Annotated in this window: 22 protein-coding genes; 14 read left to right on the forward strand and 8 right to left on the reverse strand. The window is 50.1% G+C overall.

Translation table 11 applies throughout. From position 1 onward, the window contains the following. Positions 1-8: 8 nt before the first annotated feature. From C6Y40_RS21620 to C6Y40_RS21630, 3 genes are all read left to right on the forward strand, one after another. On the forward strand, positions 9-788 hold the full coding sequence (locus tag C6Y40_RS21620; RefSeq protein ID WP_170308556.1) for a phytanoyl-CoA dioxygenase family protein: 780 nt from the start codon (positions 9-11) through the stop codon (positions 786-788). Positions 789-874: 86 nt separating this feature from the next. After that, a complete protein-coding gene (locus tag C6Y40_RS21625) occupies positions 875-1,414 on the forward strand; it encodes a PH domain-containing protein (RefSeq protein ID WP_105936470.1) in 540 nt (179 codons plus the stop codon). Between the two features lie 2 nt (positions 1,415-1,416). Continuing rightward, positions 1,417-2,952 carry a PH domain-containing protein gene (locus C6Y40_RS21630; RefSeq protein ID WP_105936471.1) on the forward strand — a complete coding sequence of 512 codons (1,536 nt, stop codon included), beginning with the start codon at positions 1,417-1,419 and terminating at the stop codon, positions 2,950-2,952. 26 nt (positions 2,953-2,978) lie between these two features. On the opposite strand, the gene C6Y40_RS21635 is transcribed toward C6Y40_RS21630, so the two are convergent. Beyond that, positions 2,979-3,689, reverse strand: a complete 711-nt coding sequence (locus tag C6Y40_RS21635; protein ID WP_146129627.1) for a DUF6776 family protein — start codon at positions 3,687-3,689, stop codon at positions 2,979-2,981. Between the two features lie 153 nt (positions 3,690-3,842). Between C6Y40_RS21635 and C6Y40_RS21640 the strand changes: the two genes are divergently transcribed. The 3 genes from C6Y40_RS21640 (at position 3,843) to C6Y40_RS21650 (ending at position 6,222) form a co-directional block, all read left to right on the forward strand. Next, positions 3,843-5,519 carry a chloride channel protein gene (locus C6Y40_RS21640; protein WP_105936473.1) on the forward strand — a complete coding sequence of 559 codons (1,677 nt, stop codon included), beginning with the start codon at positions 3,843-3,845 and terminating at the stop codon, positions 5,517-5,519. A 14-nt stretch (positions 5,520-5,533) separates the two neighbouring features. Then, positions 5,534-5,962, forward strand: coding sequence for a CopD family protein (locus C6Y40_RS21645; protein WP_105936474.1), 429 nt, complete (start codon positions 5,534-5,536; stop codon positions 5,960-5,962). Between the two features lie 71 nt (positions 5,963-6,033). Beyond that, positions 6,034-6,222 (forward strand): hypothetical protein, encoded by a 189-nt coding sequence (locus C6Y40_RS21650; protein WP_105936475.1) that lies wholly within the window; start codon positions 6,034-6,036, stop codon positions 6,220-6,222. A 3-nt stretch (positions 6,223-6,225) separates the two neighbouring features. Here C6Y40_RS21650 and C6Y40_RS21655 read toward each other — a convergent pair whose 3' ends face one another. Then, positions 6,226-6,855 (reverse strand): UPF0149 family protein, encoded by a 630-nt coding sequence (locus C6Y40_RS21655; RefSeq protein ID WP_105936476.1) that lies wholly within the window; start codon positions 6,853-6,855, stop codon positions 6,226-6,228. Between the two features lie 101 nt (positions 6,856-6,956). Between C6Y40_RS21655 and C6Y40_RS21660 the strand changes: the two genes are divergently transcribed. Continuing rightward, complete coding sequence (locus tag C6Y40_RS21660; protein ID WP_105936477.1) at positions 6,957-8,141, forward strand: Nramp family divalent metal transporter; 1,185 nt, start codon at positions 6,957-6,959, stop codon at positions 8,139-8,141. 54 nt (positions 8,142-8,195) lie between these two features. On the opposite strand, the gene C6Y40_RS21665 is transcribed toward C6Y40_RS21660, so the two are convergent. The 3 genes from C6Y40_RS21665 to typA form a co-directional block, all read right to left on the reverse strand. Further along, entirely contained in the window at positions 8,196-9,326 is a 1,131-nt protein-coding gene (locus tag C6Y40_RS21665; RefSeq protein WP_105936478.1) for a MalY/PatB family protein, read from the reverse strand. A 39-nt stretch (positions 9,327-9,365) separates the two neighbouring features. Beyond that, complete coding sequence (locus tag C6Y40_RS21670; protein WP_105936479.1) at positions 9,366-9,752, reverse strand: response regulator; 387 nt, start codon at positions 9,750-9,752, stop codon at positions 9,366-9,368. Positions 9,753-9,864: 112 nt separating this feature from the next. Further along, positions 9,865-11,694: a translational GTPase TypA gene (gene typA / locus C6Y40_RS21675; RefSeq protein WP_105936480.1), complete on the reverse strand. Its 1,830-nt coding sequence runs from the start codon at positions 11,692-11,694 to the stop codon at positions 9,865-9,867. Between the two features lie 409 nt (positions 11,695-12,103). Between typA and glnA the strand changes: the two genes are divergently transcribed. From glnA to glnG, 4 genes are all read left to right on the forward strand, one after another. Next, positions 12,104-13,513 (forward strand): glutamate--ammonia ligase, encoded by a 1,410-nt coding sequence (gene glnA, locus C6Y40_RS21680; RefSeq protein WP_105936481.1) that lies wholly within the window; start codon positions 12,104-12,106, stop codon positions 13,511-13,513. Positions 13,514-13,609: 96 nt separating this feature from the next. Further along, positions 13,610-14,104 carry a DUF4124 domain-containing protein gene (locus tag C6Y40_RS21685; RefSeq protein ID WP_240622050.1) on the forward strand — a complete coding sequence of 165 codons (495 nt, stop codon included), beginning with the start codon at positions 13,610-13,612 and terminating at the stop codon, positions 14,102-14,104. Positions 14,105-14,245: 141 nt separating this feature from the next. Then, entirely contained in the window at positions 14,246-15,325 is a 1,080-nt protein-coding gene (glnL, locus tag C6Y40_RS21690) for a nitrogen regulation protein NR(II) (RefSeq protein WP_105936483.1), read from the forward strand. Next, a complete protein-coding gene (gene glnG / locus C6Y40_RS21695) occupies positions 15,325-16,737 on the forward strand; it encodes a nitrogen regulation protein NR(I) (protein WP_105936484.1) in 1,413 nt (470 codons plus the stop codon). The genes glnL and glnG overlap by 1 nt, the downstream gene beginning before the upstream one ends. A 54-nt stretch (positions 16,738-16,791) precedes the next feature. Here the strand turns inward: glnG and C6Y40_RS21700 are convergent, their stop codons facing one another. Beyond that, positions 16,792-17,946: an HD domain-containing phosphohydrolase gene (locus tag C6Y40_RS21700; RefSeq protein WP_105936485.1), complete on the reverse strand. Its 1,155-nt coding sequence runs from the start codon at positions 17,944-17,946 to the stop codon at positions 16,792-16,794. A 267-nt stretch (positions 17,947-18,213) separates the two neighbouring features. Between C6Y40_RS21700 and C6Y40_RS21705 the strand changes: the two genes are divergently transcribed. Beyond that, positions 18,214-18,939: a 1-acylglycerol-3-phosphate O-acyltransferase gene (locus tag C6Y40_RS21705; RefSeq protein ID WP_105936486.1), complete on the forward strand. Its 726-nt coding sequence runs from the start codon at positions 18,214-18,216 to the stop codon at positions 18,937-18,939. A gap of 39 nt (positions 18,940-18,978) precedes the next feature. Next, on the forward strand, positions 18,979-19,356 hold the full coding sequence (gene rraB, locus C6Y40_RS21710) for a ribonuclease E inhibitor RraB (protein ID WP_105936487.1): 378 nt from the start codon (positions 18,979-18,981) through the stop codon (positions 19,354-19,356). A gap of 212 nt (positions 19,357-19,568) precedes the next feature. Here the strand turns inward: rraB and C6Y40_RS21715 are convergent, their stop codons facing one another. Together C6Y40_RS21715 and C6Y40_RS21720 are read right to left on the reverse strand one after the other, a co-directional pair. Then, complete coding sequence (locus C6Y40_RS21715) at positions 19,569-20,030, reverse strand: hypothetical protein (protein ID WP_105936488.1); 462 nt, start codon at positions 20,028-20,030, stop codon at positions 19,569-19,571. Positions 20,031-20,186: 156 nt separating this feature from the next. Then, a complete protein-coding gene (locus tag C6Y40_RS21720) occupies positions 20,187-21,374 on the reverse strand; it encodes an FAD-dependent oxidoreductase (protein ID WP_105936489.1) in 1,188 nt (395 codons plus the stop codon). 493 nt (positions 21,375-21,867) lie between these two features. On the opposite strand from C6Y40_RS21720, the gene C6Y40_RS21725 reads away from it, so the two are divergent. Further along, positions 21,868-26,274 carry an ExeM/NucH family extracellular endonuclease gene (locus tag C6Y40_RS21725; RefSeq protein WP_105936490.1) on the forward strand — a complete coding sequence of 1,469 codons (4,407 nt, stop codon included), beginning with the start codon at positions 21,868-21,870 and terminating at the stop codon, positions 26,272-26,274. The last annotated feature ends 5 nt before the right edge of the window (positions 26,275-26,279 follow it).

A 26,279-nucleotide genomic window follows, 5' to 3' on the forward strand; every position in this document is an offset into this window, starting at 1 on the left:
TTTTGGCCTTGGCCAGCGAAGACATCGCCACGCAATATGAACAATCAGGTTTCGTGTACCAGCCTGCTTTTCTTGACCAACATGAACTTGAGCAATTGCGCCGGATCACCGCGCGCTTTCACCAGCACTGGCTGCAGGAAAATCAAAATTTTTACCGGCAACGGGCGATTAACTCAGCCTACCTTACCCATGCGGAGCGTATGTCAGACGAAGACCGGCAAGCAATGTTCAGCATTATTGGTTCTGCCAGAATGGCGTCAATGGTAAAGCCTTTGCTGCCTGATGGTGCCGCATTTATGAATACCCAGTTGTTTTTTGACCCGCATAATCCGCAGCAGAAAAATTACTGGCATCGGGACACCCAGTACCTTTACTCACCCGAGGAAGAACAGGCTCAGCTTGGCTCTACCCGTGTATTGCATTACCGCTTAGCGCTGTATGATGAACCGGGGATTGAGCTTATCCCTGGTTCGCACAATCAATGGGACAGTCCGGAAGAACTCGACGTCCGTTTGGCCCGCAATGGCCGCGAGTCCTATCACGATTTACCCCGTGGGCAGCAAGTACCATTGAACGCCGGCGACTTGCTGATTTTCGATGCGTCGATGATGCATCGCGGGTTATACGGCAATAATCGTTTTGCGCTGGATGTGCTGTTTTGCGAAGTGCGTCAGGATCTGCTGCAACATGTGGACGCAAACTGTCTGCCCGGCGAGGTTATCCTCAGCGAAATCGACTACCCGGCGCCTTTTGCAGCCAGCCGCAACGCCCTACGACAAACTCCGTAACAATTTAACCCGGCACGGATATTTCACCGCTTTTCGGCAGTGGTATAGTAGAGCTACGTCAATCCCGGTTAAGTAACATTACTACTATGGAACATCCGTCAGTCACTAATAATCCGCTTTATTCACAGGAGCTGCCCTGTCTGGGTGAACTGCCAAGCGAAGCGATCTCACCCGGTTACCGCAAACTGAACCTGACGGTCACGGTAGTTATTTCGCTGCTGGTGTTTACGGTACTGCTGATTGTAGCTTATCAGCCCTGGTTTACTCTGCCGGTAAAACTGGAATTTTCCTTAGGCGTTGCTGGTGCGATCACTGTCCTGCTTGGTGGCCTGATATTTACTTACCACTATTTTGCCGATCGGCTGATTTACTACACCCTGCGAGAGCAGGACATCATCCTGTTTAAAGGACTGATCTTTAAAAAGGTCATCTGTCAGCCCATGTTACGGATCCAGCATATTGATATTCAACGGGGGCCTCTGGAGCGCCTGGCGGGATTGGCAACACTGAAAGTCTATTCCGCCGGCGGCAGTGACCATACGCTGGCGATTCCGGGACTGCCCGAAGAGACGGCCGAGAAAATGCGCCAGTTTGTGTTAAACCATTCAGACCTCACCAGGGATTAGTCGTGACAACCCCAACAGAGTCTGTACAGACAACATCAACACAGTGGCAGCGGTTATCGCCCTGGTCGGTTTTACATTTTTTGTTTTTACAGTTGAGGCAGTCGGTTAGCTTTGCCATCTACGTTATTCCTGCCTACGTGGTGGGCGGTCATAAACTGATTGATTCTGAGTACTTTCCCTTGTTGCTACTGGCAATGGGTGCGGGCTGGGCTATTTCGTCGGTGCTCAAGTATTACTTTTTTCAGTTTACGGTAACGGATAAAGGCATAGCCATCCGTTCCGGTGTACTGGACCGAACTTTTACCGATTTGCCCTATGAGCGGATCCAGAATGTGAAATTCGATCAGCCCTTTTATTTTCGCTTTAATGATTTACGTATCGTCACTCTGGACACAGCTGGCTCGGCTAAACAGGAAGCCCACTTTGCCGGGGTGACCTCAGCATACGCGCAGTTTGTTAAAGAAACAGTAATGCGCGCACATCGCCAGCAATCGGCAACCACTACAGAAGAATCACTCTCCTCAACTGCCACCGACGAACAGCTACTTAACGAACGCTCCATTCGCGACCTTATTTTACATGGCATTACCAATAACCGGGTGTGGATTGTGCTGGGCACCTTGGCGCCTTTTTATGAGCAAATCTCCGGGTTTATTTTTCGCCAGATGAATGCCCTGCGCCCGCAGGCGGAAGCCTGGCTTGGTGAGCAAGTGGTGGCGTTATGGTATGTGGGAGTAATGAGCGTGCTCACTGCCATTGTACTGCTGATCCTGATGGCCCTCTTCTCTATTGGAGGCAGTGTACTGATGTTTTACGGCTACCGCCTTACCCGGCAAGGGGATAAATACATTCGCAACAGTGGTCTGCTGAATCGTCAGGAAGTCAGTATGAAACGCACGCGGGTACAAATAGCCCGTCAGCAACAAGACTGGCTCGACCGGCTACTCGGTCGGGTAAACCTTTACTTTGAACAAAATGTCACCGGCCGGAGCAACCCCAACGAACTTAAGGCCACCCATAAACTGCTGGTACCCTCTGTGACTGTTGCCGAATCAGATGAGCTTACCAGTAACGTCTTCGCTGCACAGCAGGCCCGGCACATGAACTTTGAGCCAATTCACATACGCTTCTTCTGGCGTCAGTTGATGCTGTGGATCCTGCCTCTGACGGTTCTGGCGAGCATTGTCAGCTTTAAAGTCCTTGGCGCCACAGGCGCGTTACCACCACTGCTGATATTATGTGCTATGGTCACCCTGACCTACCTTCGCTGGCAGCGCTGGGGAATTGCCAGCGACGCTGACTACATTTACGTTCGCAAAGGCATCATTGGCATCGACTACTGGTGTTTCCCGTTGGCTAAGGTGCAACAGGTTGAGGTAAGACAGAGTCTGTTTATGCGCCGTCGGCAGCTCAGCACCTTAGGTTTTGTGCTGGCCAGTGGCAGAGTAAAAATCCCCTTTGTTGCCACTGATTTTGCCTCACCGCTGATTGAAAGGGTATTGTATGAAGTCGAGGTGAAAAAGCCCGGCTGGATGTAACTTACCCGACCGAAGAGGGGCGAGTCTTACTGATCGGCTACCAGTATGTCCTGCCAGTTGTAGCTGCGCTGGTAGTCTCCCCGGCGCCGCTTATACTGATACACCGTCGTAGTAAACTCGATGCTTTCGGGCTCGAAATTTTCCGGCAGTTGCAGGTATAGGGTTACTGGCTGGAAATATTTAAAGCCGTAAGTCACATTGCCCTCAGGTAAAATCGCATTGTCGTCAGAGGTAAGAATGCGATGTTTACCATTTTGGATGCCGGTAACCGCGACTTTAAGATCGCCACGAACAATAGCGCTGACTGCGCGTTGCTGCAGTAACACCATGGTCGCCTTAAAATAGCCCTCGGTTGTGGTCTCAAAGAGTTCCAAACCATCAATAAAAAAGCCGTCCTGAGTAGTTTCTGGCGCTACTACATGCTGATAAAACGCTTTATCTTTTTGCAGATTAAACACCACTTCTTCCAGACGCACCACTTCCTGCTTAAGTTGCTCGGCACGCATTTCGGCCAGTTCCAGCTTTACCTCCAGCTGATTAGCCTGGGTCTGCAGCTGTTCATTCTCTGTTTGCAGGTTGCTGATAGAGTGTTGCAGTTGCCGGGTTTCATCAACTAACTGGCCACGGTCTGCGTTGGCAAGAAACATCCCGAATACCAGCATGGCCAGCAGACTGGCGCCTAACAGCAAAACGGTGCGGGTCTGACCCAGCTTCTGAGGTATTTCAGATAAGTGCATGGCAATCACTGTGGAACTAAAAACCGAACTTTGCCCGTTTTACCGCAATTATTCAAATATTCCTCGGTTTATGCCCACCATTGGCAGGCCATTACTTTGCAAACCAACTACTTGTGATACTATTTAGCTATTCCTCACCGGCGTTCCTTATTTATGCAATTGCGCGCACTGCGACAAGAACTGGCTCACCCCCGCACCTCCGTTCAGGTATGCTTGCTGGGGATCATTGCCGGTGTTACGTCGGCGCTGCTGATTGTGCTTTTTCGTTTAGGCATCGACTGGTTACAATCTTCCGGCGTTAGTCTGCTACAACAGTGGGGATTGAGCGCTAAATGGGTGTGGGTAGTGATGCCCATTTCAGCCGTAATACTGATTCTGCTGATTGCTTATCTGACCGGTTTTAAGCATTACCGGCTGGGCATTCCGTTTGTTATTCACCGCGTGAAGCAACACTACGGCCATATCCCCTGGCGTACTACCGTGAATCAGTTTTTTGGCGGAATGCTGGCGCTGGCTGGCGGTTTTGTGGTTGGTCGTGAAGGGCCATCGGTTCATCTTGGCGCGGCCGGCAGCAGTTTGTTTGGTCAGGCCCTGAAGCTGCCTCAAAACAGTATTCGTACACTGGCCGGTTGCGGCATTGCAGCGGGCATATCAGCCTCGTTTAATACGCCCTTTGCAGCAGTGATTTTCGTGATGGAAGTGGTATTAAGAGAATATAAAATCCACGTTTTTGTACCGGTAATGCTGGCAGCAGCCTGTGGCTCGGTAATCACCCGCATCGTGTTTGGTGAAGGCAACGAGCTGGCCTACTTTTCTTTTTCATCCTTCAGTCAGTGGTTGTATCTGTATCTGATTGTATTTGGCTGTCTGCTAGGCGTTCTGGCTACGTTATTTAATCAGTTGCTGATGTCGGTGATGAGAGCTTTCCGTAAGGTTTCCATGGTTTGGCGGTTGTTACTCGCCGGGCTCCTAACGGCCATTGGCGGCGCCTTATTACCCGAAGCGCTTGGTGCCAGTTTCGAGGACGTCAACGCGTTGTTCTCTACCCATCCAACGGCGCTGATCCTGCTTGAAATTCTGCTAATGAAATTCCTGCTCGCCACCTTTGCCATTGGCCTTGGTATCCCGGGCGGGATTATTGGCCCGGTAATGGTTCTGGGTATGTTGTCTGGTGCTGTTTTGTTGCTGCCCGTGGCACACTGGTTACCACTGGAAGACTTTACCTCCAGCTTTGCCCTGCTTGGCATAGCCGGTATGCTTACCGCTGTACTGCACGCGCCGCTGGCCGCGCTGTCGGCGGTAATGGAGTTATCTTACCGGCCGGAGATCATCTTACCCGCGATATTAGTAATTGTGCCGGCTTACGTCACTGCTACGCAGTTTTTAGGTAACCGCTCTATTTTTATTCAGCAGCTGGATTTCCAGAAACTACCCTATGCTATTACCTCGATTCGTGAGGCACTGGAGAAAACCGGCGTACTGGCGGCCATGGAAAGGGACTTTAAGCTCTTTTATGATGCACCGGAAGCGGCACTGGAAAAAGTGCTGTCGAATAATCCGACCCAAACCGTTATTCAGCAAAAACGCTTTGAGCAGGATATTAACTACTCCTGGGTGCATTATGATGTCAGTTTGGATCGCCACGCTCACCCCATTAGCTATCAGGCTATGCAAGGTGTATCAGCCCAGGCCACCCTGGCGGAAGTTTATGAATTGCTGAAAAGTACCCGCTCCGGGGCGGTGTATATTTTTGACGATGATCCGGCCAAACTCACCGGCGTAATTACCTGGAACCGGTTGCAGAGTTTTCTGCAACGTGCTCAGTTTTAATAAGAGAAAAGAGAATGACAATACTGTGGTTAAAAGCCCTGCACATTTTTTTTATGGTGGCCTGGTTTGCCGGTATCTTTTATTTACCCCGCTTGTTTGTTTACCATGCTGAGACCGACGAACAGGCGGTTAAAGACCAGTTTAAAGTGATGGAACGTCGCCTGTGGCTGTTTGTTACCCCTTTTGCGCTGTTGACCTTGGTATTTGGCCTGGCTCTCATCTACACTTATGGCTATGCATGGTTTGCCGCATCGACCTGGTTGCATATCAAGATAGTGCTGGTGACTTTGCTGTACGTTTATCACTTTTACCTGTGGTCACTGGTTAAACAATTTGCAGCCGATAAGATCACGCATTCGTCGCGCTATTTCCGTATTTTAAATGAAGCACCTGTACTGATTTTGCTCGCCGTGGTATTACTGGCGGTGGTAAAATTTATTTAGGGCAAAATGGTTTAAGCCCTGCTAACCCACACACCCAAATGGAAGTCTGGTGTTTAAAAGGACCAATTTAAATGGATGTAAATAACCAACTGCTAAAGGAACTTCTGCATAAGACCGACATTGCCTTTCGCGCCCTGATGGATGAGCCAGGGTGTTCTGAACGCCAGTCGGCCTACGACGAGGCAAAGATGGAACTTGATCGCTACGTGGTTAAGTTTCGCGAACAACTCCAGTACCGTAATAGTCAGAAAGTCCGCTAAGCGCTATTCTCCGGTTGTCTTTGGGACTACCTCAAACTGATTCGGCAGAACCTGCACTAATTCGCCGCTGATCGCTACGTATTCTCTTAACATAGGTGGCAAACTGGCTGCCAGCCGAGGCAGTCCGTCGGTGAGTTCCTGGCGCTTTTCAGGCGATGTTTGTTGCAACCTCGATTGCGGATCGGCCAGCGTAGTAAATAGCTTTAAACAGCGGTTGAGCCGGCCAGACAGCGCTGGCAAATCCAACGTTTGCTCACTCATTTGCCACGCTTGTTGCCATTGTTTTTCCAGTTGCTGATGCGCGGTAAGCAGGCCTCTCAGCCACTGTTGCAGCTCGTCATGTTGCAACCCATTGCCGCGCCACTGGCACTCTTCAGGCAGTAAACGCTCCTCTTTACGCATGCTGTCCAGCGTATCCCGTAACCGGCCCATCAGGTAATCGGCCAGCTCATCGGCCTGCTGCTTGCTGATAGCGGTATTCGCATCGGCCCGGATCGCCCAGGGCATCCACTGCTCAGGCATGGGGATTTCCGGGCAGGCCGCGACGCCAAAAATAAGCCCTTCCAGATACGCCTGTTCTGGTAGTACCGCTACCATTGCCAGTTTTTCATAGTCAGTTTTGCTGCCAACCATGCCATTCCCCTGAGATACTAAATGGTGTTAATGTACTTTATACCGAGCGTAACCGCTCACAGCACTTGTGCCCGTACATCCAATAATAAGAAGAGTGTAACATGTCGCAACGTCGAACCAAGTCAGGGTTTATTATTGCCGCCGCCTTTATCGGCCCCGGTACCGTATCCACCGCCAGTCTGGCCGGTGCTAACTTTGGCTTTCATCTGGTCTGGGCCTTAGTCTTTTCGGTGCTGGCCACCATTATTCTGCAGGACATGGCGGTAAGACTCGGCTATGCCACACGCTCAGGTATGAGCGAAGCGTTAAGAACTCAGATTGCGAATCCGTTTATCCGCGTGCTGTTGTCATTGCTGGTAGTCGGCGCCATTGGCATTGGCAATGCGGCCTATGAATCAGGAAACCTGACCGGAGCCGCCATTGGCCTGAACAGTATTGCGGGCATTGGCATCCCGGCCTGGAGTTGTCTGCTCGGCGGTTTAGCCGTCTTGCTACTGTGGAGCGGCCACTACAAGCTAATCGAAACCGTACTGGTGATGCTCGTTGCCATTATGGCCATGGTATTTGTGGTTACGTTTGCGGTGAGTGAGCCAGACTGGGGAGCAATGGCTGGCCAGTTGTTCGCACCGGTGGCCTCTATGGACAGCATTACCACCATTCTGGCCCTCATCGGCACCACCATTGTGCCCTACAACCTGTTTCTGCATGCCAGTCTGATTGCGCAAAACGAGCAGGATGGCTCACAGCCTGCCGGCTACTATCGTCGGCAGTCGGCGCTGGCCATTGGCGTTGGCGGTCTGATAACGCTATTTATTATGGCCACCGCCATGCAGGCATTTTACGGCCAGGCCGAGGCGCTGAATGCCGGAAATCTGGCCAAACAACTGGCGCCGCTGTTAGGTGACTTCGCCGAACTGTTTTTTGCCCTGGGGATGTTTGCTGCAGGCTTAACCAGTGCGATTACGGCGCCTCTGGCGGCGGCCTATGCTGTAACCGGCGCATTAAACAAACCATCAGATATGCGTGGTATATGGTTCAGGGCGGTCTGGCTTAGCATTATTCTTATTGGCGTAGGGTTTACTTTAAGCGGCACTAAGCCTTTGATGGCAATTATGTTTGCCCAGGCGGCGAATGGCTTGTTGTTACCTGTTATTGCACTGCTGTTGTTATTTATGATGAATCGCCACTCGCAGTTAGGGTTGTTAAAAAACCACTGGAGTGCCAATGTGGCCGGGCTGGCTGTGGTGGGCTTAATTGGCTGGCTTAGCTGGCAAAAGTTTATGTAAAAAATGGGGCCCGATAGCTATCAGGCCCCGGGGAAATATTCCCGCTAAGCCAGTCTAGCTGCTCAGTCGGTCGAGAATATCTTTAAGCATGGCGCGGCTGCAGCCAAAGTTGACCCGGAAGAACCCTGGTGCACCAAAGTCCCGGCCCGGAGATGGCCCTACGCCTTTGCTCTCACACCATTTAAGCACGTCTTCAACCCCTAGGCCGGTTGCATCAATCCAGGCCAGGAAGGTGGCCTCTGATGACACTACCTCGAGTCCGTCAATGGCGTTGATACGCTCTACCAGGTAATCGCGGTTACTACGCAGATATGCAATCTGCTCTGCCAGCCAGTCATCACACTGCGTAAAGGCTGCCTCGGTGGCGACCAGTCCCATTACATTTGCCCATGGCACAATACCCGCAGCACCCTGAGTAAACTTACGACGTAAAGAAGCATCCGGAATAATCGCAAAAGAGGTACCCAGGCCAGCCACATTAAAGGTTTTACTGGCTGCCATCAGAGTAACACTGCGGTTAGCCAGTTGCTCTACACGCCCAGCAGGAATGTGACGCACACCCTCTTCCAGAATCAGATCGCAGTGGATCTCATCAGAACACAATGTCACGTTATGACGGGCACAAATTCCCGCAATGGCATCTATCTCTGCCTGAGTCATTACTGAGCCCACCGGATTCATCGGGTTACACAGAATCATTAGCTTACACAGCGGATCGGCGGCATGTTCTTCCAGCGCAGCCAGATCAATGGTCCAGCGTCCGGCTTCCAGTTTGGTGGGAATATCTACCCGCTGAGTGTTATTCAAGCCCGGCGCTGCCAGTAAGGGCGGGTAATTAGGCGTTTGGATAAGCACCTTATCACCCGGCTCGCAATAGGCCTTAATGGCCACATTGAAGGCTGGTACCACGCCTGGAGTCCAGACGATCCAGTCGGCTTCGATGGCCCAGTCGTGCTTATCTTTAAGCCAACGTACCACGGCCTGATTAGCCGGCTGATGCTGAGCAGGCAGTGAGTAGCCTAAATTGCCGTACTCGGTTTGTTTCTGAATCGCCTCAAGAATCGGCTGGGCACAGCGAAATTCGGTATCGGCTACCCAACAGGGGATCACGTCCTGCCCCGCGTATTTTTGCCATTTGAAAGACCAGAAGTCACGACGATCGGGGGTATTATCAAATTGACTCAATGTTGCTACCTTTTAATTCGGAGTTAGCGGCATACACCACTATTTTGCATATGACGACATAGTTTGCTTGATCAGACTCACCAGCTTTTTGCGCACAATAGGCTTAACCAGATAGGCTACCGCACCTAATTGACGGGCAAGCAATTTGGTTTGTCTGGATTCGTAGGCGGTCATAAAGATAAAGGGAAACATTAAATCTGCCGATCGAACGTCCCGCAGTAAGGCCAGCCCATCAAATCCGGGCATCACCATATCACTAATTACCATGTCGAGTGAATCGGATGTTTGTTTAAGCAGGAATTCACGCGCCAATGCACTGTTGGAAAAGCTAACAACATTTACCGGCAACTCAGACTCCAGTACATCCACTATGAGTTCGAGTGTGATTTCGTCGTCGTCAATTACAGCGATATTAAGTGGTTGCATGAGCCGTCTGTGAATAAATAGTCAGACTATGATTCTAATAGAAAAAGGCCGATTGTGTTAACAACCGGCCTTTTTACTTGAACCATTCAACGTTTCACTTGCAAGCAGTGAATTACTTCGGCGCGCGTGATGCCCGCTTACGATCGTTTTCGGTCAGCAGCTTCTTACGAATACGAATGCTTTCTGGCGTAACCTCTACCAGTTCGTCTTCGTCGATGAACTCAAGCGCCTGTTCCAGTGACATCTTCACCGGTGGTACCAGGGTTTGAGCTTCGTCGGTACCTGAAGCCCGAACGTTAGTCAACTGCTTGCCTTTTAACGCGTTTACGGTCAGGTCGTTGTCACGGCTGTGAATACCAATAACCATCCCTTCATATACTTCAACACCGTGTCCGATAAACAGACGGCCACGTTCCTGCAGGTTAAACAGGGCGTTGGTCAGTGCTTTACCGTTAGCGTTCGCAATCAGTACACCATTCTTACGCTTACCAATTACGCCGCCTTTGTGCGGGCCGTAGTGGTCGAATGTATGGTACAGTAAGCCTGAACCTGAAGTCAGTGTCATAAAGTCAGTCTGGAAACCAATTAAGCCACGGCTGGGGATCATAAAGTCGATACGTACACGACCTTTACCATCTGGTGACATGTCGGTCATTTCTGCTTTACGCAGACCCAGTTGCTCCATGATAGAGCCCTGGTGCTGCTCTTCACAGTCGATAGTCAGCGTTTCAAACGGTTCCATCAACTGGCCGTCTTCTTCTTTGATGATTACTTCAGGACGTGATACCGCCAGCTCGTAACCTTCACGACGCATGTTTTCAATCAGGATACCCAAGTGCAGTTCACCACGGCCTGATACGCGGAATTTATCCGGGTCGCTGGTTTCTTCAACGCGCAGTGCAACGTTGTGTACCAGTTCGTCCTGCAGACGTTCAAGGATGTTACGTGAAGTGACGTATTTACCTTCTTTACCGGCAAATGGTGACGTGTTGACCTGGAAAGTCATGGTTACCGTTGGTTCATCAACGGTTAACGCCGGTAATGCTTCAACAGTGTTAACGTCACAGATGGTGTCTGAAATTTTCAGTTCACCCAGACCACTGATAGCAATGATGTCGCCAGCGGTCGCGTATTCTACTTCGTGGCGTTGCAGACCAAGGTAGCCATATACCAGACCAACCTTACCGTTACGCTTCTTGCCATCAGCACCAACAATAGTAACCTGCTGGTTAAGCTTAACGCTACCACGCTTGATACGGCCAACACCGATTACACCTACGTAAGAGTTGTAATCAAGTTGCGAAATCTGCATTTGCAGCGCGCCTTCGATATCGGCATCCGGTGGTGACACCTGATCAACGATAGTCTGGAACAGCGCAGTCATATCTTCTGCTGGCTCATCAGCGTCCAGTGACGCCCAGCCGTTCAGTGCTGAGGCATAAACCACCTGGAAATCCAGTTGATCGTCGCTGGCACCCAGGTTATCAAACAGATCAAATACCTGATCCATTACCCAGTCAGGGCGCGCGCCTGGCTTGTCGATTTTGTTGATTACCACAATCGGCTTTAAGCCCTGGGCAAATGCTTTTTGCGTTACGAAACGCGTTTGCGGCATAGGGCCTTCCTGCGCATCAACAAGCAGCAGTACCGAGTCAGCCATTGACATTACGCGCTCAACCTCACCACCGAAATCGGCGTGTCCGGGAGTATCTACGATATTGATGCGGTAATCGTTCCAGTTGATGGCGGTGTTTTTCGCCAGGATGGTAATACCACGTTCTTTTTCAATATCGTTAGAATCCATCACGCGTTCCTGTGCCTCGCCTCTGGTTTCTAAAGTACCAGACTGCTGCAGCAGTTTATCTACCAGGGTAGTTTTACCATGGTCAACGTGCGCGATGATCGCGATATTTCTTAGCTTATTGATGTCAGTTACATTCATTGAATTTCAACCCGCAAAAATACTCCCACGCAGCATCATTACCGATGCGACAAAGAGATTTTGCAATTTTCTCGTACAGATAAAAGGAAATGAGCGCGGATTGTACAGAAATTCTCGCTGCATTGCGCATGTTTTTTTAGGTTTAAACAAAAATTAATCTGTTGATTAAGCCTGCGGGCAGTGAAAGAATGCAAGGAGGAAACAAAGCTTTGCTGGCACTTCCTTATGCACCAAAATAAAACACAAAATCACCATAATGGTGCATAGTGAGTTATACGAATTGACGACAGCCCGGAATATTGCGTTGTTCAGCCTTTACAAGTAGCTGGCATGAATATCGCTTACGATTTTTCCACCTGATGATTCGGCTCCCCGAACATCAAATTTACGAAACAACCTGGAGGACACGATGTCAATTGAGAAGGCATTAGAATTAATTAAATCAAGCGAAGCCAAGTTTGTTGACCTTCGCTTTACCGACACTAAAGGTAAAGAGCAACACGTCTCTATCCCTGTATCATGCGTAGATGACGATTTCTTCGAAGAAGGTAAGATGTTCGATGGCTCTTCAATCGCTGGTTGGAAAGGAATCAACGAATCAGACATGATCCTAATGCCTGACGCGACAACTGCCGTTGTTGACCCGTTTGCTGAAGAAACTCAGGTTAACATCCGTTGTGACATCGTTGAGCCTTCAACTATGGAAGGTTACGACCGTGACCCACGCTCTATCGCACGCCGTGCTGAAGAGTACCTGAAGTCTACTGGTATCGGTGACACCGTTTTATTTGGCCCAGAGCCAGAATTCTTCCTGTTTGACGACATCAAGTTCCACACTGATATGTCAGGCTCAATGTACAAAATCGACTCTTCTGAAGCAGCCTGGAACTCAGGTTCAGAATTCGCTGACGGTAACATGGGTCACCGTCCAGGCGTTAAAGGCGGTTACTTCCCGGTTCCACCAGTAGACTCTGCACACGATCTGCGTGCTGCAATGTGTATGGTTATGGAAGAAATGGGTCTGGTTGTAGAAGCACACCACCACGAAGTAGCCACTGCTGGTCAGAATGAAATTGCTTGTCAGTTCAACACTATGGTTGCTAAAGCTGACGAAATTCAGATCTACAAGTATGTTGTTCACAACGTAGCTCACGCTTACGGCCAGACAGCGACTTTCATGCCTAAGCCACTGGTTGGTGATAACGGTTCTGGTATGCACTGCCACCAGTCTATCGGTAAAGATGGCAAAAACATCTTCGCTGGCGACAAGTACGCAGGTCTGTCTGAAGAAGCACTGTATTACATCGGTGGTATCATCAAGCACGCTCGCGCGATCAACGCTTTTGCTAACGCTTCTACTAACTCGTACAAGCGTCTGGTACCAGGCTTCGAAGCGCCGGTAATGCTGGCATACTCTGCACGTAACCGTTCAGCTTCAATCCGTATTCCATACGTAACCAGCGATAAAGCGCGTCGTATCGAAGTACGTTTCCCTGACCCAACAGCTAACCCATACCTGGCATTCACTGCCATGCTGATGGCGGGTATCGACGGTATTAAGAACAAGATCCACCCTGGTGATGCAGCGGATAAAGACTTATACGATCTGCCAGCTGAAGAAGCACTGGCTATCCCAACTGTTGCAAGCTCGCTGGACATGGCACTTGAAGCACTGGATAACGACCGTGAGTTCTTAACTGCTGGCGGCGTAATGTCTGACGACATGATCGACGCTTACATCGAACTGAAGATGGAAGAAGTCACTAAACTGAACATGACAACTCACCCTGTTGAGTTCGACATGTACTACAGCGTATAAAACGTTGTATTAAGATATATACCAAAAGCCCGCATTTGCGGGCTTTTTTTTTGCCCGTAAATCACTACAATCAAAGACATGCTGAGATTATTTTTAATGCTTAGTTTGTGTGTCACACCAGGCTACGCTCAGGAAATCTACAAAGTTGTCAATCAGGACGGCTCGGTGACCTATACCGATAAACCGGTGGTTAACGCTGAGCCGGTCGAACTTGGCCCGGATAACCGTATGAGTACGCCAACGCCGCAACCGCAACCGGTGCAGACTGCCACTACAACCAGCAAGGCCAGTAAGCCCAAGCCGGTTATCGAGGTCGTTCAGCCTAAGCCCGAGGCTACAGTGCGTAATAATGCCGGTAATATGACCATCGCCGCCAATGTGAGCAATGCAGACAAGCAGGGCAAATTTAAGCTCTATATCAATGATAGTCTGGTAAAAGAACAATCCAACGCGGTGTTTCAGCTGCAGGGAATTAACCGCGGTGCCCACACATTTTATATTACCCACACAGACAATACGGGCAAGACTCTTGCATCTACCTCACCACAAACTTTTTACCTGCATCAGGCATCACGTTTAATCAACAATTAGTAAAGTGATTATAACAGTGCAAGCTAGGGATCCCGCGCACCATGGGGGGTCAATCAGACTTTTAATCGGAAAGTCGTTGCACGCCTGAAAGCAGCCTGAAATAATAAGGCACCATATTGGTGCAACTGGAGAAAGCCCGGCATGCACGCCACGCCGTTTGATACCAATAACTTGCTCGAAAACCTCAATACAGTGCTGGTTGTAATCGATAACTCACTGCGTATTGTTTATGCCAACCATGCCGGACAGGCGTTGTTCGCAACGGGCACCAAGCAACTTTACGGTCAGCCGCTGGCTGATTTCTTTGTGCCAAACACCATCAACAAAGCCAGGCTTCGCGCCGCTTTTCGTCGCGGTGAAGACTTCACCGAGAATGAAATCAAATTGTATTTTCGCGATAACCGCGTAGTGCTTGCCGACTTAACGGTAACCAATCTGAGTACCGAAGATGGCCCCACACTGCTGTTCGAAGTGAAAAAAATCGACCAGCAAAAGCGTATCTCCCGGGAAAATCAGCAGCACGCTCAGCATTATGCCGCCCGCGAGTTGATCCGCGGCCTGGCGCATGAAATTAAAAACCCCTTAGGTGGCATTCGCGGAGCAGCACAATTACTTGAGAAAGCCCTCGAGTCTGCCGAGCAAAAGGAATTTACTCAGTTAATCATTGAGCAGTCAGATCGGTTACGCAACCTCGTAGACCGTTTACTTGGGCCTAATTCACTGCCCCGTCTGGAATGGTGTAACCTGCACCGCCCGCTGGAAAAAGTGCGTAGCTTAATGAAAGCCGATACCACCCAGGCGATTGCTATTACCCGGGATTACGATCCCAGTATCCCGGAGGTGCGGGTTGACCCGGATATGCTCCAGCAGGCAGTACTTAATATTGTGCGCAATGCGGTACAGGCATTACGGGATTCAAAAACGCCAAATCCACAAATTCGCCTGGTTACACGCATCGAAAGGCAGCTGACTATTCACGGCCACCGCCATCCGCTGGCGGCGCAAATTAAAATCATCGACAACGGCCCGGGCATTCCCAGTGAAATTCGGGACACGTTATTTTATCCCCTGGTTACCAGCAAAGACTCTGGTTCAGGACTGGGCTTATCCATAGCCCAAACACTTGTGAATCACCATGATGGAAAAATTGAAGTTGATAGCCGACCCGGCCATACAGAGTTTATCTTATCCCTGCCAATCGACCGTAAGGAGTCACAATAATGAATACTGAGTCTGTATGGATTGTTGATGACGACAGCTCTATCCGATGGGTACTGCAAAAAGCCCTGCAAACGGCCAACATTGAGTGCTGTAGCTTTGAAAACCCGCAGGACTTGCTGTTACAACTCGAGTCTGGTCATTACCCGGAAGTGGTTATATCGGACATTCGGATGCCACAAATGGACGGTATGACGCTGCTCAATGAGGTGCATCAGATTGCCCCCATGATCCCGGTGATCATTATGACCGCCCACTCCGATTTGGACAGCGCAGTAAACGCTTACCAAAGCGGTGCGTTTGAGTACCTGCCTAAGCCGTTTGATATCGACGAAGCAGTGACACTGGTAGAGCGGGCACTGGTGCATGCCAGGGAGCAATCTCGGACCATTCAGGTCCCGCAGCAGGAGTCGGCTACTGAGATCATTGGTGAAGCACCGGCCATGCAGGAAGTATTCAGAGCCATTGGTCGTTTGTCCCGCTCCTCAATTAGTGTATTGATCAACGGTCAGTCCGGTACCGGTAAAGAACTGGTAGCGCACGCTTTGCATCGTCACAGCCCGAGGGCCGCGAATCCGTTTATTGCGCTGAATATGGCGGCGATTCCAGCCGACCTGGTTGAGTCGGAATTGTTCGGTCACGAAAAAGGCGCTTTTACCGGCGCGCAAACGGCCCGCCAGGGCCGCTTTGAGCAAGCTAATGGCGGCACGCTGTTTCTGGATGAAATCGGAGATATGCCACTGGATGTGCAAACCCGGTTATTACGGGTTCTGGCCGACGGCCAGTTCTATCGCGTGGGCGGCCATCAATCGGTGACTGTTGATGTCAGGATCATCGCCGCTACTCACCAAAACCTTGAACAAAGGGTCGCCGAAGGCAAATTCCGTGAAGATTTATTTCACCGGCTAAACGTTATTCGGATCCATATCCCTTCGTTATCAGAACGTCGTGAAGACATTCCGCTACTCGCTCACCACTTTTTACGCCGGGCCTCCAAAGAACTGGACGTAGAAACCAAGGTGCTGAGTAAAGAAGCCGAAAAAGTCATGGCGCAACTGCCCTGGCCCGGTAACGTGCGACAACTGGAAAACGTTTGCCGCTGGTTAACCGTTATGGCGTCTGGCCAGGAAGTGTTACCGTCAGACTTGCCACCGGAAATTCATGCCGATAACAGCGCCGAAAAGAATGCCCCACAAAGTGGCGACTGGACGGAGTTACTGTCAGTCTGGGTCGACAAACAGCTTAAGGATGGTCAGCACAATATTCTCGATGATGCGCTGATGACCTTTGAGAAAATCATGCTCGAAAGAGCATTGCATTATACCCACGGCCACAAGCAGGAAGCCGCTAAGCGCCTTGGCTGGGGGCGTAATACGCTTACCCGTAAACTCAAGGAACTGGATATCGAAGAGTAGTTCAGGCGCTGAGCCGGCGGGCTGTGTATAGCCTCCGGCTCCGAATTTCCACGGCTAGCGGGTTAATACGCGGGCCATTGCCTGATTAAAGTAATTCAGCCAGGTGGTATTAAACTTATTCTGGTTATAACGGTTTAACGCCACCACAGCCTGCTTTTTGGAGTACTGCGGTTTATCCTGACGTGACTGACAGTGCGTCATGGAATCAAAGGTATCCAGAATGGCCAGCAACTTGGCGCCATCACAGATATCATCATCTTTTAAGCCCAGCGGGTAACCACTGCCATCGGCGCGCTCGTGGTGTTGCATCACAATCTTGCGGGCCATATCCCATTGATCAAGGTGCTCCAGCAAGCGGGAGCTTTTATAGACATGAGAACGCATCAGGTTAAATTCATTATCGGTGTAAGCCTGTTGCTTGTGCAGCAGTTTTAACGGCATGAATGCCATGCCAAAGTCGTGCACATAACAGGCAACGGCGAGCTGATCTTCTTCAATTGGATTACCGGCAATATCGTTAACATATAACGCCAGTTTGGCAATCCGGTCGCCCTTTCCTACCCATTCTTCCGAGCGCTTTTCGATGGTTTGCATCAGATCGCGGAAGAACAATATGTCCTGGCGCTTTTCTGCGCTGATATCTTTAGGTACTCCGGTTTTAGACAGCTTGGGCTCACTCGGCTGTGGTGCTTTTTCTGTTTCTACAGGACTGTCTGGCTCAGCCTGCGCCCGCGGCTGATCCAGCTCCGGATTAAGTAGCAGCACGGCCTCACCAAGCAGCCGGTCATGGTCGCCCTGATTCTCCGGCGTGATGCGGGTAATAGCCATAATCAGCTGCTGATACAGTACCCCATCATATTCTGCCTTGCCGATTGCGATAACGCTTTCAACAAACTGCTTCACCCGATCCATGGTCAGCAACACCAGGTCGCTCATAATGCTGGTGTAGTCCACCTGCCCTTTACGCAGGTAATCCAGTAAATCCTCAACATGTTGCAGTAGCGGAATGATAGGTGAGAAGTTTACCAGCCCAAGGTCGCCCTTAATGGTATGCACCGAACGAAACAACGCCCGCTGAAGTTCGTTATCCTCGGGCTTGAGTTCCAGTTCGATTAAGGTTTGTTCACTGGCCTCGTATAGCTCATTAATCTCTTCAATCAGATCAGTGAGGATCTCGGGTTCAAGGTCTTCAGGGATAAATGTCTGCATTGTTTAGACAACTCAATGATAAATGCCGTTTAATACTGCTAACCAGTCGCCAGGCCTGCTCAACAGTTCAGGTGGCGAATAACGACATTAAAACTATGTTTATATGACATTTAGCATAGCACGAGATTTTTGATCTTGGATACTTTTAGACCCTCCGGGCACGAACAAACACAGCCTTGCACAGATTTTAAAAATCAGACTGATCGGACATGCACTGCGCATGTAAACCGTTATAATCCCAGGCCAAATTTTGTAACAGGTAAATAAGTGTTAGCTCTCATCCGAATTCCAGTCGTACTGGTGGCTTTTTTAATCCTCAATGTACTGGTGCTCATCGTCTGCCTGGCCCGACCCTTTCATCGCGATAATGTCTACCTCGCCGGCCAGCTCTACAGCCAGATAGCCAAATTACTGGGCCTGAAAATCACTATCCGCCGCCCACCCGGGCTTGATACCGATAAGTCGTATGTGGTGGTGGCCAATCATCAGAACAGCTACGATATTATCACCATCTGTAAAGCCGCTTTTCCTGGTGTGGTAACTATTGGTAAAAAGAGCCTTAAGTGGATCCCCATCTTCGGCCAGATGTACTGGCTGAGCGGTAACATCATGATCGATCGTAAAAACACTGCTAAAGCCCTGGATACGCTGCAGTTAACCGCTAAAAAGATCACTGAAAATAACCTTTCTGTGTGGTTTTTCCCGGAAGGAACAAGGTCTTATGGTCGCGGGATCCTGCCTTTTAAAGTCGGCGCTTTTCGTTTAGCCATTGCTACCGAAACACCGGTGATCATGGTCACCGCCAGCAACCTGCACGATAAAATAAAGTGGAACCGCTGGAATAACGGCGAGCTGATCATCGACATGAGCGCTCCCCAACAGCTTGATAGCAGCCGCTCAGCGAAAGGCTGGATGGCTTTTTATCATTCCGAAATGGAAAAAAAGTTTGCCGCTTTAAACGACGAAGTCGCCGAAAGCGATAAATCGCGATAAAATAAAAGAGACAACTCTTTTGCTAATCAGGCTTTTATTATGACTCAATATGACGAACGTACCGAATGGTACGAATTCAATCAGGAAACTATCGATGCGCTGTTGAGCGACGGCAGCGAAGCTGACGCTACCTACACCATCGAGCATCACATGGCCTGTAAAGACTTTGATCGTCTGGAAAAAGCCGCGGTTGATGCCTTCAAGGCCGGCTTTGAAGTAACCGATGCCGAGGAAGTATACCTCGATGACGGTGGCACGGTATTTTGTTTCGACATTATTGCCGAGCGTCAGTTAAACCGCGAGCTACTCGATACTGACATTGACGCCCTGCTGCAAATCGCCGACAAGCACCAGGTGCACTACGATGGCTGGGGAACCTACTTTATTGGTGATGGCGCCACCGGCGAAGAAGAGTAACCCTTTGATATAGCTGCCCCCGCCAGTGCCATGCTGCGGGGGACAGTGTCTTGTTAACTGCCTCAGGCGAAAATCATTACCTCACTAAGAAACTCTTCCCTGCTTTTGATATTCCTCTACCTGGTCAAATTTAACGGCGAAAAGATAATTAAAAGCCTATCTGATTTCTCATTTAAGTGAATATGTAGCCGTATAACCCTGCCGGGAGGATTTTATCGATTCACCTGATGGCATACCGCGCAACCACCAGCAACCTTGCCGGCAAAATAGTAGCGGGGCTCAGCCAATGATGCGGCACCTCGTGCTTTGTCGACCTTAGCCACAAAGTCACGCATAAAATCCTGCATGTAAGGGTGATTGGATCCCCCATCCACGCTTTGCAGGCCAGATGCAATATTTTCAATATTGTTCAACGCTGCCATCACTTCTTCACGCTGATTTTCACGCGCGGCAATATCGCTGCTATCTACCGGTGCCAGAGCAATATCCAGCAGGCGAATTTGCGCCGCCATTCTGGCCATATCAGTTTTGATATCCTGGGGTTCAATATAATTAAAATCAGGTGGATAAGTGACTTTTCTGACATCAGACAAGTTATAACTGCAGCCTGCCAGCAATGCTGTGATAACAACCGCTGCGCCAGCCAGCTTCCGGTGTAAATTAGTTAACCGCATAACATCAACTCCTCTTTAGCCTACAGCAAAGCTAAGCCGGTAAGGGATGTTATGCAAACATCAGCGGCGATTCAGTTGACCTGTAACAATAAAAGCGTTGCTTTTATCCGCTCGCCGCCGATGTGTTATACCAAATCGCATAGAAGCTTAGTATGACTACCTTTTCATCTCTGCCATGATAGCAGCGAGTTGCTCTACTGCCTTTATCGACTCCTGAGGGTCAATGTTTGCCAGCGGATTATTAAAATCGCCCTCAGCGCCTGCCTGCACCAACAACCCATCGCGACGCGGATACACCGAAGTGTGCCGGTCGAAATACTGAATGCCATATTTCACTTCCGGTTGCGGCATTAATTTGCAGGTTTGCCCTCGCACCGGAATGATAGTGTCATCATTCAGTAACGCCTTTGCGCCATACCCGGTGCAGTTAACAATTACCGATTCATCAAATTGCTGAAAATCGGCCATTGAGGTCAGGGTTCGGTCTATGATTTGGCCACCGCTACGATAAAACAGGTCGAGTAAATACTGTGAGTAGGCGCTGATGTTAAACATCAAAAGAGGAAATTGTCTGACGTGGGGGGTGGCAAAAGGATTCTGCGATGGCGATACGTCCCGGGCTTTGGGATTTAAATCACTGAGCAACTCCTTACGATAATTCGGATAGGCCGGCTCGCCAGGGATATTGTGCCCGCCGTGATCATCAAAGGGTTTGTCAGCCAGACGGAACATGGTAGTCCACTCCACCGGATTACCGGTCAGCCCCAACAGCGTTTGAAAACGCAGGTAAGACATCCTGGCCATCCATTGCCAACGCTCGGCAAAGGGCTGAGCATTGGCCAGTGTGACGATACGGGAGTCCGGCGACCAAATCCCGGAGGCATAAGAAGAACGCACGTAAGGCGGTTGTTCTTTGGCATAAATCGTCACTTTATAGCCCGCCCGCTGACACTGAATGGCAGTGGTTAGCCCAACGGCTCCACAGCCCACAACGGCAACCGGCGTTTGTTTATCGGCATTGATCAATGATTCGGCCAGCGCAGCGGTGCCCCAGGATAACGACCAGCCACTGCCGCCATGACCATAATTATGAATGAGAGTCTTTTTACCAACGGTTTCGGTTTCTATCCGTGGTCCGGTTGCCCGAAAAGGCCGGGTACAAACGTTGGTACTGATGATCCGATCCGGATAAGCATTGATTGGGGCCATCTCCGGTAGTGATAATGGTAAGCTTGCGGGCGATAAAGGTAACTGAGAAGAAGAGGGTTTAGCCGTGACACAACCACCAAGGGTTGCAGCGATACCTGAGCCTGCGGCTCCCTGAAGAAAACGACGACGATGCATGAGGGCTCCATTAACTTCCCGCCTGATACAGGCAGGATTCAATTAAGTCCTGATGTCAACAGTGCAAATGCTAAGGGTATGGTCTTTATGCCATTTCCCCCAGATTACCCAGTCACCCACTGGTAAACAAGGTTAATTGTCGCGGTATCCGGGGATCTGCCTCTAACGAATCGAATTTCCGGCACCTGGGCAGTGCGCAAAGATACTTGCGAATCCTCAACTAAAACGGCTGCAACCAGCGCAAGCCAGGTGCCAAAAAACCGTATTATTTTGCTTAAATAAGCTTATTTTAAGCCGGTAAGCTTACCGTAAATAAGTAATTTCCCCCCCCTATCTGCCAGCCAGAGCGCATGGCTACTGCACTAATAAAAGAGCTGCTCAACAATTCCACAGCTCCGTCAAAAACTTGTCATTTCTCTGTAGCAAAGCACTTATAGTGTTACCTGCACTTCAGGACAGTAATCCAAAAATATCAAGCAGGAGCAACACACAGATGAAAGCAAAAATCCTGTTGCCTCTTGTACTCGGTTTACCGGTTTCAGCACTTGCTGACGACCTGTTTATTTCCGAATACATAGAAGGCAGCTCAAACAATAAAGCGATAGAAATTTATAATCCCACAGACACTGCCATCGACCTGACAGGCTATCGTCTGGAAATCTATTCAAATGGCGGCACTTCTGCCGGCACCACTATCGCTTTATCAGGCATGCTCGCGAGCGGCGATGTATACGTGGTAGCCGATAACGACGCCGATTCCGCTATTCTGGCCGTTACCGACCAGACCAGCACCAGCTCTTTCTATAATGGTGATGATGCAATACTGCTGGTTAATGGTACCGCTGTGGTAGATAGTTTCGGTCAACTCGGAGTTGACCCGGGCAGTTACTGGGAATCCAACGGCGTCAGAACGCAAAACCGAACCCTGGTTCGCAAAGCTTCGGTGACTGCCGGAGATATCGTCCCTGATGATGCTTTTGATGTATCGCTGCAATGGGAACAATACTCTGAAGACTACTTTGCCAATCTTGGCGCTCATAACTCAGACGGCGATACTGGCGGCGGTGATGACGACGAAGATTTAACTGACGTGTGCACAAACTGTCCGGATCTCGACAAAGTAGCAGACGCTGCAACCTTCGATCCGGTTAGCTATTACGCACCGGTACAAACCGAAATCGACGCCAACTCACCGGTCGAATTTATCAAAATGGCCCTCAACACGGTTATCAGCGCCGACCATACCGTGCTGACCTACAGCGAAGTCTGGACTGCACTGACAGAAACCGACGAAGATCCGGCAAACTCAGACAACGTAGTGCTATTCTATTCAGGTATTTCACTACCTAAAACCAGCAATCAGTCTGGCGTCAACAATGACGATTTCTGGAATCGCGAACACGTATGGCCTAACAGCCATGGCTTTAGCAGTGATTCCTACGAGGGTTATACCGATATTCATCATCTGCGTCCTGAAGATGTAACGGTAAACGGCTCCCGGGGTAACCTGGATTTTGATTACAGCGACAGCCCGCTGGCTGAAGCCCCGGAAAACCGCATTGACGGCGATTCCTTTGAGCCTCGTGACGCAGTAAAAGGCGACGTAGCGCGCATGATGTTGTACATGGACGTGCGTTATGAAGGTTCAGGTAGCGACAGCACTCCTGATCTGGTGCTGGTTAACCGCACCACCGGCCCGGGTGAAGCCGCCTTGGGTCAACTGTGCACCCTGATAGCCTGGCATAATGCCGATCCGGTTGATGCATCTGAAGCACAACGTGCAGATACAATTTATGAGTACCAGGGTAACCGTAACCCGTTTGTGGATCACCCTGAGTGGGTAGAGTTGCTGTATCCGGCTGATAGCTGTGATGACGAACCTACCGACCCTGAAGAGCCACCAGTGGATCCGGAAGACCCGCCAGTCGGCGGCGCCAGCCCGCTTATACTGAGCGGTGTTATTGACGCCGATTTAAGTGGCGGCTTACCGAAAGCCGTTGAAGTTTTCGTGACTCGTGATATCGCCGACCTTAGTGTTTGTGGTATCGGTTTCGCCAACAATGGTGGTGGTACGGATGGACAGGAATACACGTTCCCGGCTGACTCTGCCCTGGCAGGCGAGCGTATCATCGTAGCATCAGAAACTTCGCAATTTGGCGCCTTTTTTGATAGCACACCAGACTACAACAGCGGTAGCGTATCCATCAACGGTGATGATGCCATTGAACTGTTCTGTGACGGTGAAGTCGTCGATGTGTTCGGTGATCCGGATGTAAATGGTGACTATGAAGCATGGGATTACACCGATAGCTGGGCATACCGCAAATCTAATACAGCGGCCAGCACCTCCTTTAATGTAAATGACTGGATCCTGCCTGGACGCTCTGCGTTAGACGGTGAGAGCACCAATGCTACGGCAACTACGCCTTACCCTTATAAATCCTTTACTGCTGTGCAGCCTGAACTGTTTTTCTCTGAATATACCGAAGGCAGCGGCTTTAATAAGGCTCTGGAAATCGTCAACCTTGGTTCGCAAAGCGTTGATCTGTCGGCGCACAGCTATGTGATCAGTGTGTACTCAAATGGCGGTAACAGCCCGTCTTTCAGTGTTACCCTGAGCGGTAGTATTGCACCAGGCGATGTATTTGTGGTTTCTCATCCTGATGCTGACGCGCCACTTCCTGAGGTTTCAGATCAGGAAGCTTCGTTAAACTTTAACGGCGACGACGCGGTAGTCTTCTTTAAAGACGGCGAAGTGATTGATGCTATTGGTCAGGTAGGTGTAGATCCGGGTTCCGAGTGGGGCACGGGTGATACCAGCACAAAAGACAACACCCTGCGTCGTCTGCTGTCGGTAACTACCGGCGACACTAACGCAGACGATACCTTTGACCCGTCTCTGGAATGGCAGGGTTTTGCCAATAACACCCTTGATCACTTCGGCATTTATGGCAATGGTGACCCGGGCGATCCTGGCGAACCCGGTGAAGAGTTTGGCGCCTGTTATGACTCAGCAACCTACATCAGTGCAGTTCAGGGCAATGCCGATACCTCACCTCTAAGCGGACAAACCGTAATAGTGGAAGGTGTGGTAACCGCTGTATTCCCTGATTTAGGCGGTTTCTTTATGCAGGAAGAAGACGCTGATCACGATGCCGATCCACAAACCTCTGAAGGTTTGTTTGTTGAACTGGCAGACCTCCCCTCTGGCCTGCAGGCATCAGACGTTGTCCGCGTTCAGGGCAGTGTGGAAGAACAGTATGGTCGTACCATTTTGTCCACGGTTACCGAGTCTGCTATCTGTGGGACTGGCGCTGTGACAGCAACAGTTATCAGTCTGCCTCAGGACAGCATCGACGGCTTTGAAGCGGTGGAAAACATGCTGGTTGTGAATGACACCAGCTGGGATATCTCAGACACATACAGCTTCATTCGCTATGGCGAGATCCTGGTCTCTAATGGCCGTCTCTACAACCCGACCCAACTGTTCGATGCGGGCAGTCAGGATGCTGTTGATTACGCAGAATTTAACGCCCGTAACCAGTTAATCATCGACGATAACCGCGATGGCTCTGACAATGCCGCGCCATTACTGTCTATTGGTGATGTTGGTCCGTACAATCCGCTGCGTTCTGGCGACAGTGTTACCCGGGTTGAAGGGATTATGGATTATGGCTACAGCGCTTACCGTATTCGCCCGGTCACTGACGTTACCGTGGTAAATACGAATGTGCGTAATGACGCGCCGGTCATTGCCGACGGAAACCTGCGGGTTGCCAGCTTTAACGTTCTAAACCTGTTTAACGGCAATGGTGACGGCTCTGGCTTCCCAACCAGCCGTGGCGCCGACAGCTTCTCTGAATACGAGCGTCAACTGGCTAAAATTGTTAATGCGATTGTCGCTATCGATGCTGACGTGCTCGGCTTAATGGAAATTGAGAACGATGGCTATGCCAGCACCAGTGCGATTGCACAACTGGTTGCTGCGATTAACGCACAAATGGGCGCTGGTACCTATGAGTACATCAGTGTGGGTAACGGTATTGGCACCGACGAAATTGCAGTAGGTATTATTTATAAACCTGCGGTAGTGACGCCGGAGGGTGCGCCTGAACTGCTGACTTCAGCAAACAGTATTGTTGATACCGACGGACCGCTGTTTGATGATTCACGTAACCGTCCATCACTGGCTCAGGCATTTGTTCACAGCGAAACCCGCCAGACCATTGTAGTGGATGTTAACCACCTTAAATCCAAAGGTTCAAGCTGTGGCAGTGGTGATGATGATACGTCTACCGGCCAGGGCAATTGTAACCTGACCCGTACCCGTGCCGCACAGGCGCTGGTTGTCTGGTTGAATGACACCTTCCCGGATATGCCATTCACCGTACTGGGTGACTTGAACAGCTATGGCATGGAAGATCCTATTCAGGCACTGACCGAAGCCGGATTAACCGATACCGCCCGCACTATTCTGGGCGACACCGCTTACAGCTATACCTTTGATGGTTTAGTGGGCAGCCTCGACTATCAGTTGGTTAATGCCGCTATGGGTGAGTGGTTAGTCGATGCTACCGAGTGGCATATTAATGCCGATGAGCTGAGCATTCTGGATTACAACGAAGAATATAAAACTGCCGACTTCCTCAATGAACTGGTGTTCCGAGCATCAGATCATGATCCGGTAGTGGCCACTTACCAGTTGGATATGGCGCCACTGCCAGGCGACATGGATGGTGACTTCGATGTGGATATGCTCGATATCCGTGCCTTCCAGATGGCTATTGTACGACGCCAGCCATTGGGCAGTGAGTATGACTTTAACAATGATGGTCGCGTAAACATGCGTGATCTGGTTGCCATGCGCGCGCTGTGTACTCGCCGTGGTTGCCGTCCTTAATTGAA

Source organism: Marisediminitalea alba (assembly GCF_002993365.1).
Taxonomy (GTDB): domain Bacteria; phylum Pseudomonadota; class Gammaproteobacteria; order Enterobacterales; family Alteromonadaceae; genus Alteromonas; species Alteromonas alba.